General features: G+C 61.0%; 11 protein-coding genes. 3 read left to right on the top strand and 8 right to left on the bottom strand.

From position 1 onward, the window contains the following. Positions 1 to 8 precede the first annotated feature (8 nt). The 5 genes from AC1DF8_RS14120 to AC1DF8_RS14100 form a co-directional block, all read right to left on the bottom strand. On the bottom strand, positions 9 to 1,184 hold the full coding sequence (locus AC1DF8_RS14120; RefSeq protein ID WP_478153970.1) for an MFS transporter: 1,176 nt from the start codon (positions 1,182 to 1,184) through the stop codon (positions 9 to 11). Positions 1,185 to 1,280: 96 nt separating this feature from the next. Continuing rightward, entirely contained in the window at positions 1,281 to 2,084 is an 804-nt protein-coding gene (gene murI / locus AC1DF8_RS14115) for a glutamate racemase (RefSeq protein WP_478153969.1), read from the bottom strand. Further along, positions 2,065 to 2,895, bottom strand: a complete 831-nt coding sequence (locus AC1DF8_RS14110) for an RNA methyltransferase (protein ID WP_478153968.1) — start codon at positions 2,893 to 2,895, stop codon at positions 2,065 to 2,067. Before AC1DF8_RS14110 ends, murI begins: the two co-directional genes overlap by 20 nt. 18 nt (positions 2,896 to 2,913) lie before the next feature. Next, positions 2,914 to 4,950, bottom strand: coding sequence for an FUSC family protein (locus tag AC1DF8_RS14105; RefSeq protein ID WP_478153967.1), 2,037 nt, complete (start codon positions 4,948 to 4,950; stop codon positions 2,914 to 2,916). Between the two features lie 150 nt (positions 4,951 to 5,100). Then, the gene (locus tag AC1DF8_RS14100; protein ID WP_478153966.1) at positions 5,101 to 5,643 is read right to left on the bottom strand and encodes a hypothetical protein; all 543 of its coding nucleotides are present in this window, start codon (positions 5,641 to 5,643) and stop codon (positions 5,101 to 5,103) included. A 192-nt stretch (positions 5,644 to 5,835) separates the two neighbouring features. On the opposite strand from AC1DF8_RS14100, the gene AC1DF8_RS14095 reads away from it, so the two are divergent. Both AC1DF8_RS14095 and AC1DF8_RS14090 read left to right on the top strand, forming a co-directional pair. After that, complete coding sequence (locus AC1DF8_RS14095) at positions 5,836 to 7,047, top strand: NADP-dependent isocitrate dehydrogenase (protein WP_037102662.1); 1,212 nt, start codon at positions 5,836 to 5,838, stop codon at positions 7,045 to 7,047. 444 nt (positions 7,048 to 7,491) lie between these two features. Further along, complete coding sequence (locus AC1DF8_RS14090) at positions 7,492 to 8,121, top strand: glutathione S-transferase family protein (protein WP_478153965.1); 630 nt, start codon at positions 7,492 to 7,494, stop codon at positions 8,119 to 8,121. A gap of 61 nt (positions 8,122 to 8,182) precedes the next feature. Here AC1DF8_RS14090 and AC1DF8_RS14085 read toward each other — a convergent pair whose 3' ends face one another. Beyond that, positions 8,183 to 9,034, bottom strand: coding sequence for an AraC family transcriptional regulator (locus AC1DF8_RS14085; protein WP_478153964.1), 852 nt, complete (start codon positions 9,032 to 9,034; stop codon positions 8,183 to 8,185). A 234-nt stretch (positions 9,035 to 9,268) separates the two neighbouring features. Here AC1DF8_RS14085 and AC1DF8_RS14080 point away from each other — a divergent pair, with 234 nt between their 5' ends. Next, positions 9,269 to 9,901 (top strand): LysE family translocator, encoded by a 633-nt coding sequence (locus AC1DF8_RS14080; RefSeq protein ID WP_478153963.1) that lies wholly within the window; start codon positions 9,269 to 9,271, stop codon positions 9,899 to 9,901. 85 nt (positions 9,902 to 9,986) lie between these two features. Here AC1DF8_RS14080 and alaS read toward each other — a convergent pair whose 3' ends face one another. Both alaS and recA read right to left on the bottom strand, forming a co-directional pair. Then, positions 9,987 to 12,641, bottom strand: coding sequence for an alanine--tRNA ligase (gene alaS, locus AC1DF8_RS14075; protein ID WP_478153962.1), 2,655 nt, complete (start codon positions 12,639 to 12,641; stop codon positions 9,987 to 9,989). Between the two features lie 150 nt (positions 12,642 to 12,791). Continuing rightward, positions 12,792 to 13,880 (bottom strand): recombinase RecA, encoded by a 1,089-nt coding sequence (gene recA, locus AC1DF8_RS14070; protein WP_112547765.1) that lies wholly within the window; start codon positions 13,878 to 13,880, stop codon positions 12,792 to 12,794. Between the last annotated feature and the right edge of the window lie 192 nt (positions 13,881 to 14,072).

Below are 14,072 nucleotides of genomic sequence, written 5' to 3'. Positions count from 1 at the left end.
AAGACGCCCTACACCGCCTCGCGCTCGACGAGATCGCCCGCCATGTCGTTTTGCGTCGGAATCAGCAGCCGGGTGCAGAGCAGGCTGACGAAGAGTGGCACCAGCAGGACCGCGAGCCCCACGCGCAAGCCCAGGAGTTCGCCGAGAAAGCCGATGATCGGCGGCCCGATGAGAAAACCGCTGAGCGCTGCGAAGGAGAGTATGGCAACGCTTGAAGCAGGTGGTCGGTCGGTCAGCGAAGCGACGGCCGTCACCGCAAGCGGAAATCCGACCGAGACACCGACACCGACTGCTGCAAAGCCAAGCAGGGCAAGCGGCGTCGCCGGCGCAAGGAGAACGACGAGCATGCCGGCAAGCGAGGCGATGCCGCAGCCGCGGGCAATGGCAACCGCGCCGAAACGGCCCTTCATGTAATCACCGCTGAAGCGCCCCGCAGCAACCATGAAAGCGAAAACCGAATAACCGAGACCGGTTTGGGCACCTTCGGCATTCATGACATCGCGGAGGTAGACTGCCGACCAGTCGGCGATCGCACCTTCGGTCATCGTCACGCCGAAGACGAAGGCGCAGATCCCCAGCAGGGCAAGGCTTGGCGGCCTGAAGCCGGTCTTTGTCTGCGAATTCTCCGCATGGTGACTTTCCGGCAATTTCGGCAGGCGCAGGCTGGCGACCAGCGCGATCGGCAGGACGATGATCGCCGTGATCAGGATCGACCAGTGCGGTGAAAGCCCGATGGCGATGGCACCAACGCCGATCAGGCTGCCGGCCATGATGCCGAAGCTCCAGAAGCCATGGCAGCGGCTCATGATGATCAGCCCCGTCGCCTTCTCCGTCACATCCGCCTCGACATTCATGCCGAGTTCCACCGTGGAAAGCGCGACCCCGACGATCATCAGGGCAAGGAAAAGAAGCAAGGCGCTGGGCGCGAAGGCCGGCAGCGAAACCACCGCAAGAAAGAAGATGAACCCATAGATGATCGCCATGCGCCCGCCGATGCGCGAGACGATCCGGCCGGCAAACGGGAGCGTGATCAGTGTACCAATAGGTAATCCCAGAAGGGCTATCGCGAGATCGGCGGTGCCCAGTTCGAGCTTCGCCTGGATATCGGGAATGCGCGGCAACCAGGCGCCAAAGGCGATCGGTTGCAGAAAGAAGATCAGCATCACAAGTCTTTGCAGCGGCACGGCGCATCCCTTTGCATCTTGAGCGGCAAACACCTGCTCGCGATTCCCCTCGGGGATCTTGCGTGATGAGGCAGGGGAAATAAAGCGCGCAGTGCCCTACCGSGYGCTCAGMCCGAAACCTTGCATCAGCCGCCGCGTGGCAAAATCCGGATTGCCCGAGGTGAAGACGGCAAAGTCGAAATTGTCAGGATGAACGGCGTCCGCAACATGCGGTACTAGCGTGCGAGCGCGCCGCGCAATGGCTTCCGCCGGATCCAACCAGTCCACCGGCCAAGGCGCCAGCCTGCGAAACATATTCGCCATGAAGGGATAATGCGTGCAGGCGAGCACGACGATGTCGGTCTTGCGCCCATCCTTCTCGACGAAACATTGGTCAATCTCGGTGAGCACTGCCTCGTCAGAAACGGCGTCACCGCGGATATAGGCTTCAGCCATGCGCGCCAGGTTTTCCGAGCCGACCAGCCGCACATGGCATTGCTGGGCGAAGGACTGGATGAGGTCGCGTGTATAGGCGCGTCTGACCGTGCCGGGGGTCGCCAGCACCGAGACGAGCCCTGAGCGTGTGCGCTCGGCAGCAGGCTTTATCGCCGGCACAGTGCCGACGAAGGTCATCTGCGGAAAGGCGGCGCGCAGGTCGGCGCCCACAAGCGTAAAAGCCGTATTGCAGGCAATGATGCAGACCTCGGGATCGTAATCTTCAAGCAGCTTGGCGAAGAGGCCGATGATCCGCTCCTTCAGCGCCTGCTCCTCCCATCCGCCATAGGGAAAGCCGGCATCGTCGGCGATATAGATGAAGCCGCGCTCCGGCATCAGCACGCGCGCCTCGCGCAGCACGGTGAGCCCTCCTATGCCTGAATCGAAGACGAGGACGGGTTTCAGCTCATTCGTCGGCGCTGTCATCGGTGGGCGCTTCCTTGCGGGATCTGGTGGAACCGCCCTTGCGCGGGCTATTGCGCGAGAAGCGGTCGAGAGAGGAGATGACGCCGCGCAGCACGCTGATTTCCTGCTCCGTGAAGGCCCGGCGGGAGAGAACTGCGCGCAGGTTGTCGACCATTTTCGGCTTTTTCGAGGGCGGATGGAAATAGTTGCGGGAATCGAGCGCCTCTTCCAGCTGGTCGAACAGGCCGAAGAGCTGTTCCTTGGTGGAGGGCCGCTGCTCAAGCGCCTGGAACGGCACCGCCTCCAGATCCTCCATGCCGGATTTCATCCATTCATATGACATCAGCAGCACCGCCTGGGCGATGTTGAGCGATGCAAAGGCCGGATTGACCGGAAAGGTGACGATCTCGTCGGCTAGCGCCACTTCCTCATTGGTCAGTCCCCAGCGCTCGCGGCCGAACAGGATACCCGTCGCCTCGCCTGCCCTGAAGCGGCTGCGCAGGTTTCCGGCGGCAAAGACCGGTGAGCGCACCGGCTTGTAATTGTCGCGGCTGCGCGCCGTCGTCGCATAGACGAAGTTGAGATCGGCAATCGCCTCTTCCAGCGTCGCGAAAACCTTCGTGCCTTCGATGACGTGATCGGCCCTGGAGGCTGCGGCCTGCGCCTTCTCGTTCGGCCAGCCGTCTCGCGGATTGACGAGGCGAAGATCGGCAAGGCCGAAATTCGCCATGGCGCGTGCCACCATGCCGATATTCTCGCCCATCTGCGGCTCGACCAGAATGATGACAGGCCCTTCGGCCAGAAGTTGACGCTCGCTGTTGGTGCCCGCCATGGTGCTTATTTGTGCTTCCTATTCCTGTTTTACGGGCGCAATAGCTTTGCCGGCCGCAAACGGCAAGTCCTGCGTCTCTGTCGGATAGAGCCGTTCGATGGTCGAGCCGATCATTTCGACGGCGAGTCGCGCCCCTTCCTGCCACAGTGGCAGGTGACGGCTGACGTGCCGCATCTGCTTGCGGGTGACGAGGAAACACTCCGAGCCGCGCGGCGTAAATCTGTCCAGAAGTCCGATCTCTGCGGTGATCCGTCCCTTGAGATCCTCGTCGACGGCATCGGCGGCGTTATTGCGGGCCAGAATGCGCGACCAATAGGTAACGGAGAGGAAAATCGCCAGCGTCTGGCGAATTTGTCCCGGCCTGGTGACAATGGACCAGGTGGAGCCGAGCGGGCGCGCCGAAAGCGTGATGTCGCGGTAGCAGGCATCGACCTTCTGCGAGATGACGATGAGCTCCGGCTGGCTCTTCTTTTCCGATACGGCCAGGAGCAGCTCCTTCAGGGCGTTGAACCACTTGGCGACCGCCGTATCGAGTGTCCCGCGCGTGCGTGCCGGCAGGACGAGGAAGGCGACGAGCGTTCCCGCCACCGCGCCGATCAGCGTCTCCTCCAGTCGCAACTTGAGGAGATCGAAGGTGAGGACACCCATCATGCCATAGACCAGGCAGAGAACGATCGAGATGAAGAAGGTCATCGTCGCATAGGAAATCTGCAGGAAATAGAAGGCAAGGAAGACGCAGACGATTGAAACCGCGATGGCGATGGCCAGCTGGTGCGTCAGCAATGTCGCCAGCACCAGGCCGAAGGCGATGCCGAACAATGTACCGATTGAGCGCTGCAGCGCCTTGATAGCAGTATCGCCGCGCGAATTGGTATTGCTGAAAACGAGGAAGGACGCCAGCACCGCCCAGAACCAGCGTTCGCGTGAGAGCGCCAACCCAAGCGTCATGGCGATCGCCGCCGCGAGCGTGATCTGCAGGGCCGAGCGCATCAGCGGGTTCTTCAGCGAAAAATCGATCGGCGTTGATGGGCTGGCCTCCTCAATCGAGGCAATCTCGGCAAAGTCGGACCTGCGCCCGGCATCGATCGTCTCCGCAAGCTGCCGGCGTGCGGCACCCAACCAGAGCAACGCCCGCGCCGTCTCGCCCTGCGGCTGGCCTTCCATATCGGCGACCGCCTTCTCCTGGGCCGAGAGCACTGCCTTGTCATCCTCGATCACCGCATGGACGAGCACAAAGGATGGCGGGCTTTGATAGCTCAGCACGATGGCGCTTTCGGTCGCCAGATGCGCATCGAATAGCCGGATCGCCAGTTCAGCGGCCGGTGCGGAAGCGCCATCGAAAACACCGCCCGGCGGGCGCGGAATGAAGCTCTCGGCCATCAGCACGACTTCCTTCAGCCGGTCCTCCAGCTGGCGCAGTTCCTGCCGGTCGGTCTCATCGACTTTCCCATCAGCAGCAAGGGCAGCGAGCTTGAAGAGGATCTGGTTGATGCGGCCCCGCACGCTCTCGAGCGATCGCAGCAGGTCGCGCCGCCAGTTGTCGGGCAGAAGCACCGCCCTCACCCAATGGCTGACGAGCGCCGAGACAACAGGGCCGACCAGGACGACGGGCAATTCAGCGATCGTCGGGTGGAAGTAGGAGCCCATGAAATAGGAAGTGAAGGCAAACATCCCGATCGCAAAGCCACGAGGACCGTAGACGCGCGCGGATGATGCGAGGAAGATCACCACGAGGAAGATGAAATCCGAGAGAACGCGTTGCGACTCCAGCGCCGCCGCGATACCGACGACGACAAGGCTTGCAAGACAGCCGAGCAGCCTGGTGACGAGCTGGCTCGCCGAGCCCTTGTCGCGTACCGCGACTCCGCCTTCGATCGACAGCACGATGCCGAGACCATAGGACGCGATCGGCAACGGCACGATGAGCATGTGTATCGAAAGCAGGATCGCGAAGGAGAGCAGGATCGACAGAGTGACTCGTGACCCCATACGCAGGCGCGACAGCGCCGGGTCATTGGCAAGCAGCCAGTCTCGGAACTCAAAGCCGGAAATCACCCTTGCCAGTCCTCATGCGCGCGGGATGTGGCGAACCCGAGAGCGAGATACCGCCGCCTCGGCAAAAATCAAATCACACCAAAATGATGATGCCAAGAGTCATTAGTCGTCGTGTTCTCCGGAGTCGCCAGACGGTGACTTCTTTGGCAGTCATTCGCCATTAGCGATCTGCACCATGGCCTCCTTGAGCGAGATCGGTCCCTGCCCCTCTTCGCCCTGGATCATGATGTCGTCGATGACGGCCTTGCCGCTCTCCTCGATTACCTCGAAACGCACGGTCGTGAAGGCATCCTTGTTGGGTGCGCCTTCCATGCAGGTCGCCGCCTTGAATTTCACCGTCACTTCGGTCGTGCCGTTTGCCGGCTGGCCGCTTTCGATGGAGAGATCCTGCAGCGGACAGGCATCCTGACCGTTGACGATGACGTCATAGTCGAAGGGCGAAATGCCGTCCTCGTCGGCCGCAGGATTTTGGGCTGCCGCCTTGTATTTGTCGCCGAAATCCTTGCTGTAGAGCCGGCCGAGCGTGCCTTCGTCGAAAATATCGATCCAGTCGCTGTTCTCGCCCGCCCAGTTTTTCTGCGTGTCCTTTATGATCTCCTTGACCGGCCCAGTCGCATCGGCCGCAAGTGAAAGGCCGGGTGCAAAAGACAGGGCGGCAACGAGGCCGGCGAACAGAACGGCGATCTTCTTCATGGCAAAATGTCCGGGACTCGGGGGGGCTTCTGCCGGCGAGACTAGCCATTTTCCAGCACTTGGCAATGGCGGCAAAAACGCTACGTCCCTGCCCGTTCTGCTTTGCGTTCCCGGCTCACAATGCTATAGCGCTCCGGACCCACATCACCCACCCGGGACAGCTGTCCCTTTCCTAGCTTACGAGGCAGATACATGAAGAAGATCAAGGTCGCCAATCCCGTCGCCGATCTCGACGGCGATGAAATGACTCGCATCATTTGGCAGCTCATCAAGGACAAGCTGATCCATCCGTATCTCGACCTCGACATCGACTATTTCGACCTCTCGGTTGAAAACCGCGACGCCACCAACGACCAGGTCACGGTCGATGCCGCCAACGCCATCAAGAAGTACGGCGTCGGCATCAAGTGCGCGACCATCACGCCGGACGAAGCCCGCGTGAAGGAATTCAACCTCAAGGAAATGTGGAAGAGCCCGAACGGCACGATCCGCAACATCCTCGGCGGCGTCATCTTCCGCGAGCCGATCATCTGCCGCAACGTTCCCCGCCTCGTCCCGGGCTGGACGCAGCCGATCGTCGTCGGCCGTCACGCTTTCGGTGACCAGTACCGCGCCACCGACTTCAAGTTCCCCGGCAAGGGCAAGCTGACCATCAAGTTCGTCGGCGAAGACGGCACGGTCATCGAGAAGGAAGTCTTCAACGCGCCGGGCGCCGGCGTTGCCATGGCCATGTACAACCTCGACGAGTCGATCCGCGAATTCGCCCGCGCCTCGATGATGTATGGCCTGATGCGCAAGTGGCCGGTCTACCTGTCGACCAAGAACACCATCCTCAAGGCCTATGACGGCCGCTTCAAGGACATCTTCGAAGAAGTCTTCGAGACCGAATTCAAGGATCAGTTCAAGGAAGCCGGCATCACCTACGAACACCGCCTGATCGACGACATGGTCGCTTCCGCTCTGAAGTGGTCCGGCGGCTATGTCTGGGCCTGCAAGAACTACGATGGCGACGTCCAGTCCGACACCGTTGCCCAGGGCTTCGGTTCGCTCGGCCTGATGACCTCGGTTCTCTTGACGCCTGATGGCAAGACGGTTGAAGCCGAAGCCGCTCACGGCACGGTCACCCGCCACTACCGTCAGCACCAGAAGGGCCAGGAAACCTCGACGAACTCGATCGCTTCGATCTTCGCCTGGACCCGTGGTCTCGCACACCGCGCCAAGCTGGACGACAATGCCGAACTCGCAAAGTTCGCCTCGACGCTGGAAAAGGTCTGCGTCGATACCGTCGAAGCCGGCTTCATGACCAAGGACCTGGCGCTGCTCATCGGCCCGGATCAGCCGTGGCTCTCCACGACGGCTTTCCTCGACAAGATCGACCAGAACCTGCAGGCTGCAATGGCCTGAGCCCTGTCAGGATAGAGATCGAAAAACCCGGCCATTGTGCCGGGTTTTTTGTTGCCGGCTCGGTGCTCATGGATACTAAATTAGCAACGCCTTTCAAAGGCAAGCCTCGCGTAAGTTGCAAAGCCTATTCAGAAACTCGCCTAGGCATGGAGGTTCTGATGGCCAAGAAGAGTTTTGTCCCCGAATTCCTGCAGCTTCTAAGGCTTCTCGCGCGCCGCGAGGGCCAGGATATGATTGTCTTTTACCTTGATCTTGCTTTGCTCGAGACGCAGACCCTGCACTACAATCAGCGCTGGCGATCCCTTCCCGGCCGGACCGCCGGCCCTGACGCAGCGCCGGCGACAGAGGTCATTTCCCGCGCGGCAGTGAAGGCGCCGCCTTCTCCAAGGGTTGAAATCTCCCGCGCCAGCGCTACGAAAGAAGCTTGGGAGAGAGGAAAGCAGGATGACCGAGGAAATCACCTTCTACACCAATCCGATGTCGCGCGGCCGGATAGCGCGGTGGATGCTGGAAGAAACCGGCATACCATATCATACCGAAGTCCTGACCTTCGGCGGGACGATGAAGGAACCGGACTATCTGTCCGTCAACCCGATGGGCAAGGTGCCGGCGATCCGTCATGGGAAGACGATCGTGACGGAATGCGCGGCAATCTGTGCGTATCTTGCGGACACGTTTCCGCAGGCAGGGTTGGGCCCGCAGGCGGATGAGCGAGCCGATTACTACCGCTGGATGTTCTTCGCCGCCGGGCCATTGGAAGCGTCCGTCACCTTGAAGGCGCTCGGCTTCGAAATTCCGCAGGAGCGGCTGCGCATGGCAGGTTGCGGCTCGTTCGGTGATGTCATGGGCACGCTGGAAAAGGCGGTTTCGGCCGCCTCCCCCTATATTGCCGGCAAGCGCTATACCGCTGCCGATGTTTATGTCGGTTCGCATATCGGCTGGGGTCTTGCCTTCGGCAGCATCGAAAAGCGCCAGGCGTTCGTCGATTATTTCGGCCGGCTTTCCGAACGCGATGCCTATAAGCGGGCAACGGCGCTGGATGAAGAAGCGGCAAAGGCGATGCAGGCGGCCTGAAGCAATTCCAGCAAAAGTGCGTAGCGGTTTTGCGTCCGGAATGCGTACAGAAAAGAGCCGTTTACGCCAGCGGCATGTAGATATCCGTCCGCAATTCGGTCGGCGCGACTTCGCGCGGATTGTTGAGATATTCCTCGAACATCACGCGATCCCGGATCTGCCGGCCGGACGCGGGCAGCCACTGGGCGTAGAGCCACTGATAGGCCTTGTACATATCGGCGTAAGGCCCCTTGTGGTGCAGCACGGCATAATCGCCGCCCTCCACCATGCGTCGCTCCAGTGGCGCATTGGCGGTCGTCTCCTCTCCTGCTGCGACACAGGCGACAGAGCGCAGCTTCTCGGGCTGCACGAGATCGGGATCGTCGAGATAGACGCCGATCATGCGCATCTCCGACTTTGCGAGCCCACGGGCATAGAGCGTGCCGAACAGCGTCTCGAAGGCCTTGCCGATCTCCATATAGGAGCCGGTATGGGGAACGCCGATGAGCTCGAGCTGCGGGATGGTTTTCAGGGTGACATCAAACATGGCTTGCGCCTTTCCGGTGCGTGAGGGTTGGAACTGCGTGTGGCTTCCCTCTTTCCGGTAGCGTGCCGGCGGCATTCCATAGACCGATTTGAAGATGCGGTTGAAGGACTGGAGATTGGGATAGCCTGATCGCTTCGCAATCTCGCTGACATCAAGATCCGTACGGACGATATCGCCCGCCGCGCGATGCAGCCGCAGCCGCTTGACGGTTGCCGCCAGCGTCTCGCCGTAAATCGCCCTGTAGATCCGGTGCCAGTGATAGCTCGACAGGCACGCGATTTCGGCCAGCCGCTCCATATCCAGATCCTCGTCGAGATGATCGTGGATATAGGCCGAGACCCGTCTCAGACGGTTCTCGTAGAGCGCCCATGCCGTTTCACCCACCATGTCAAACCCTTTGCAAATCGATCGGCTCACCAAAGCATAGCCCGATTTGACAAATCCTGCTGACTTGAACCTTAGAGCGCCGTGCGTCCATTCGGACGCACAAAGGACGCTCTAACTCTTTGAATCTACGCGCCAGGCTTTTCCGAAAATCGATTCATACTTTCGGAAAAGCCTGGTGCTGGGAGCGAATCCTGCGTAGACCGGAATTCCGGCTCGAACCCAAGAGGAAGACTGATGCCGGACTTTTCTACATTGATACTCTTTGCCGCCGCAGCGTTGGTGCTCACTGCGACGCCCGGTCCCGATATGCTGCTGATTGCCTCGCGCAGTATCAGCCAGGGACGCACAGCCGGATTTCTAACCTATGCCGGTATTGCTCTCGGCACCTATTGCCACGCGCTTGCCGCAGCTTTCGGGCTTTCGCAGCTCCTCGTGGCCGTGCCCGTTGCCTACGAGGCCGTGCGTTGGGCCGGTTGCCTCTATCTGCTTTATCTCGCCTACAAGACGATCCGTTCCGAAAGCACCACCTTTGTGCCGGCCTCGACGCTGAGGCGGCTATCGGGACGGCGCATCTTCTTTGCCGGTCTTGCGACCAATCTGCTCAATCCGAAAATGGCGCTCTTCGTCATCGCGCTCTTTCCGCAATTCGTGAATGCCGAGGGCGGTTCGATGGGCGTGCAGATGCTGGTGCTCGCCAGCGTGCTGAACGGTATCGGCCTTGTCGTCAACGGCGCAGTCATCCTGCTCGGCAGTCAGATCCGCTCGCGTCTGGGCTCGATGCGCCGCTTCCCGAAGCTGCCGCAATATATCCTGGCTGGCGTATTCACCGGCCTCGCCTGCCGCCTCGCATTGCAGACGAGAAACTGACCGCAGGGCGTGCCGAAAACAAAACCGGCTGCGAAATCGATGATCTCGCAGCCGGTTTGATTTTGACCTGTCGTCAGGCGAATGCTCAGCCTGCGAGTGCGGCCGCAACGGCCTCAAGCGCCTCGTCAGCCTTGGCACCATCTGGGCCGCCGGCCTGCGCCATGTCGGGACGGCCGCCGCCGCCCTTGCCGCCGAGAGCAGCAGAAGCGACGCGCACCAGATCGACAGCGCTGAAACGGCCGACGAGATCGGGCGTCACGGCCACGACGGCACTGGCCTTGCCATCGTCGGAAACGCCGATCAGCGTCACGACGCCGGAGCCGATGCTCGCCTTGCCGTCATCGGCAAGCCCCTTGAGGTCCTTCGGATCGACGCCGGTCACGGCCTTGCCGAGGAACTTGACGCCGGCGACCTCGCGCACGGCATCGGAAGAACCGCCCTGCCCGCCGCCCATGGCGAGCTTGCGCTTGGCATCCGCCAGTTCCTTTTCGAGCTTGCGGCGCTCATCCATCAGCGCTTCGACGCGCGACAGCACTTCTGACGGCTGCACCTTCAGCGACGCGGCCAGCGTCTTAACGCGCTCGTCCTGTTCGGCGAGATATTCGCGGGCCGATTCACCGGTTACGGCTTCGATACGGCGAACGCCCGCGCCGACGGCGCTTTCGCCAAGGATGCGCACGAGACCGATCTGGCCGGTTGCCGACACATGCGTGCCGCCACAGAGTTCGACCGAATAAGGCCTGTTGGCTTTGGCGCCATGCAGACCCGTACCCATCGACACGACACGCACTTCATCGCCGTATTTTTCGCCGAAGAGCGCCATGGCGCCTTCTGCAATGGCATCGTCGACGCTCATCAGGCGGGTCGTGACCGGAGCATTTTGCAGCACGATCTGATTGGCCATCTCTTCGACGACTTTGAGTTCTTCTGCCGTCATCGGCTTCGGATGCGAAACGTCGAAGCGCAGGCGCTCGGGCGCGACCAGCGAACCCTTCTGGGCAACGTGGGTGCCGAGCACTTCGCGCAGCGCCTCATGCAGGAGATGGGTTGCCGAGTGGTTGGCGCGCAGGCGCGAGCGGCGGGCGTGATCGACCGTCAGCGCGACAGGCTCGCCGGCCTTGACCACGCCTTCGATCACGGTGCCCAGATGCACGAACAGGCCCTCGCCCTTCTTCTGCGTATCCGAAATCTCGATCTTGCCGTGGTCGGAAGAGATCACGCCGGTATCGCCCATCTGACCGCCGGACTCGCCGTAGAACGGTGTCTGGTTGACGACGATCTGCACCTTGTCGCCGGTCTTGGCTTCATTCGCGACGGCACCGTCCTTGACGATCGCTTGCACCACACCTTCGGCCGTCTCGGTGTCGTAACCGAGGAATTCGGTCGCGCCGTGCTTTTCCTTGAGTTCGAACCAGACGGTTTCGGTCGCCTTCTCGCCGGAACCTGCCCAGTGCGAACGTGCCTCGGCCTTCTGGCGCTCCATCGCATCGGTGAAGCCCGAGATGTCGACGCCGATTTCGCGGGCGCGCAGCGCGTCCTGCGTCAGGTCGAGCGGGAAGCCGTAGGTGTCATAGAGCTTGAAGGCGGTCTCACCGTCCAGCATATCGCCCTTGGAGAGATCGGCCGTCGCATCCGAGAGAAGCGACAGGCCGCGCTCCAGCGTCTTGCGGAAACGGTTTTCCTCAAGCTTCAGCGTCTCGGAGATCAGCGCCTCGGCGCGCACAAGTTCCGGATAGGCGCGGCCCATCTCCTGCACCAGCGTCGGCAGCAGCCGGTACATCAGTGGCTCCTTGGCGCCGAGAAGCTGGGCATGGCGCATGGCGCGGCGCATGATACGGCGCAGCACGTAGCCGCGGCCTTCATTCGACGGCAGCACGCCGTCGGCGATCAGGAAGGCGGACGAACGCAGGTGGTCGGCGATGACGCGGTGGCTGGCGCTGCCCTCGGCCTTGACGCCGACGGCATCTTCGATCGTGCCGGTCAGCGTGCGGAACAGGTCTGTGTCGAAGACGCTCTGGACGCCCTGCAGCACGGCAGCCATGCGCTCCAGGCCCATGCCGGTATCAATCGACGGGCGCGGCAGCGGGTTGCGAACGCCGGGCTCGGTCTGTTCGAACTGCATGAAGACGAGGTTCCAGAATTCCAGGAACCGGTCGCCATCCTCTTCCGGCGAACCGGGAGGGCCGCCCCAGACATTCTCGCCCTGGTCGATGAAGATTTCCGAGCACGGACCGCAAGGACCGGTATCGCCCATCTGCCAGAAATTGTCAGAGGTCGGGATGCGGATGATCTTGTCGTCGGAGAAACCGGCGATCTTCTTCCAGAGCGTCGCAGCTTCCTCGTCCTCGGAATAGACAGTGACCAACAGCCGGTTCTTCGGCAGGTCGAAGCCCTCGGTGACCAGCTTCCACGCAAGCTCGATCGCATTCTCCTTGAAATAATCGCCGAAGGAGAAGTTGCCGAGCATTTCGAAGAAGGTCAGGTGGCGGGCAGTGTAGCCGACATTGTCGAGGTCGTTATGCTTGCCGCCGGCGCGCACGCATTTCTGCGAGGTCGTCGCCGTCGAATAGGGACGCTTTTCGAGACCGGTGAAGACATTCTTGAACTGCACCATGCCGGCATTGGTGAACATCAGCGTCGGGTCATTGCGCGGCACGAGCGGGCTCGATGGAACGATCTCGTGGCCGTTCTTCTTGAAGTAGTCGAGGAAGGTCGACCGGATATCGTTTACACCGCTCATTTCATGCCCTTCGATGCTGCCAGCAGGCAGGTAAAATTAAATCCATCGGCTTTYATCGTCCGACCTTGCCACTGTCCAGCAACAAACAAAACCGGCCGCATTCTCGTGAGGGAATGCGGCCGGTTCGAATTCGTTATGTGCTAGGCTGGATTACATGTCGCCATCGCCAGCATCATCGCCGGCATCCGGGCCGCCATTCTGCAGGAAGCGGTCGGCGATCAGGCCGGCATTCTGGCGCAGCGCCGTTTCGATCTCGCGGGCGAGATCCGGATTGTCGCGCAGGAAGATCTTGGCGTTTTCGCGGCCCTGGCCGAGACGCTGGCTGTTGTAGGAGAACCAGGCGCCCGACTTCTCGACGATGCCGGCCTTGACGCCGAGGTCGATCAGTTCGCCGGTCTTGGAAACGCCCTCGCCATACATGATGTCGAATTCGACCTGCTTGAAGGGAGGCGCCATCTTGTTCTTGACGACCTTGACGCGCGTCTGGTTGCCGATGACCTCTTCGCGTTCCTTGACCTGGCCGATACGGCGGATGTCGAGGCGGACGGAGGCATAGAACTTCAGCGCGTTACCGCCTGTCGTCGTTTCCGGCGAACCGAACATGACGCCGATCTTCATGCGAATCTGGTTGATGAAGATCACCATCGTATTCGACTTGGAGATCGAAGCCGTCAGCTTGCGCAGCGCCTGGCTCATCAGGCGGGCCTGCATGCCCGGCAGGTTGTCGCCCATTTCGCCTTCGATTTCGGCGCGCGGCGTCAGCGCTGCCACAGAGTCGACGACGAGAACGTCGATCGCGCCGGAGCGCACCAGCGTATCGGTGATTTCGAGCGCCTGTTCGCCGGTGTCGGGCTGCGAGATCAGGAGGTTCTGCAGGTCGACGCCGAGCTTGCGGGCATAGACCGGATCGAGTGCATGTTCGGCATCGACGAAGGCGCAGATGCCGCCCTTCTTCTGCGCTTCGGCAATCGTCTGCAGCGCGAGCGTCGTCTTACCAGAGCTTTCCGGACCGTAGATCTCGATGATGCGACCCTTCGGCAGACCGCCGATGCCGAGGGCGATATCGAGGCTGAGCGAACCTGTGGAAACCGTTTCGATCTCGACGATGTTCTCGTTCGAGCCGAGTTTCATGATCGAGCCCTTGCCGAACGACCGCTCGATCTGTGAGAGTGCCGCTTCGAGCGCCTTGCTTTTGTCCACCGATTTGTCCTCTACGAGCCGCAATGAATTCTGAGACATTCGATCCACCTTTAGGTTATTGACGCTGCTCTAGCAATGTCGCCGCTGATGCGAAGTTTGTACCTGATTTGTTCTTATTTCGCAATGGGGTTGCAAATAATTGAAAGAAAAAGGTAAAACGGCCTGTGTTCTATTTTTGTTTTATCGATGCAAAGCAACGGCTTAATGTCCCGCAGGCACTGAATCCTGCCG

The organism is Rhizobium sp. 05N49, assembly GCF_056396805.1.
This window is presented reverse-complemented; position numbering and strand designations above follow the sequence as displayed.

Bases quoted from the DNA above. Each gene is read 5' to 3' on its own strand.
- alaS (WP_478153962.1), bottom strand. From the start codon at position 12,641: ATGAGCGGTGTAAACGATATCCGGTCGACCTTCCTCGACTACTTCAAG.
- AC1DF8_RS14110 (WP_478153968.1), bottom strand. From the start codon at position 2,895: ATGGCGGGCACCAACAGCGAGCGTCAACTTCTGGCCGAAGGGCCTGTC.
- AC1DF8_RS14100 (WP_478153966.1), bottom strand. From the start codon at position 5,643: ATGAAGAAGATCGCCGTTCTGTTCGCCGGCCTCGTTGCCGCCCTGTCT.
- AC1DF8_RS14080 (WP_478153963.1), top strand. From the start codon at position 9,269: ATGCCGGACTTTTCTACATTGATACTCTTTGCCGCCGCAGCGTTGGTG.
- recA (WP_112547765.1), bottom strand. From the start codon at position 13,880: ATGTCTCAGAATTCATTGCGGCTCGTAGAGGACAAATCGGTGGACAAA.
- AC1DF8_RS14085 (WP_478153964.1), bottom strand. From the start codon at position 9,034: ATGGTGGGTGAAACGGCATGGGCGCTCTACGAGAACCGTCTGAGACGG.
- AC1DF8_RS14095 (WP_037102662.1), top strand. From the start codon at position 5,836: ATGAAGAAGATCAAGGTCGCCAATCCCGTCGCCGATCTCGACGGCGAT.
- AC1DF8_RS14090 (WP_478153965.1), top strand. From the start codon at position 7,492: ATGACCGAGGAAATCACCTTCTACACCAATCCGATGTCGCGCGGCCGG.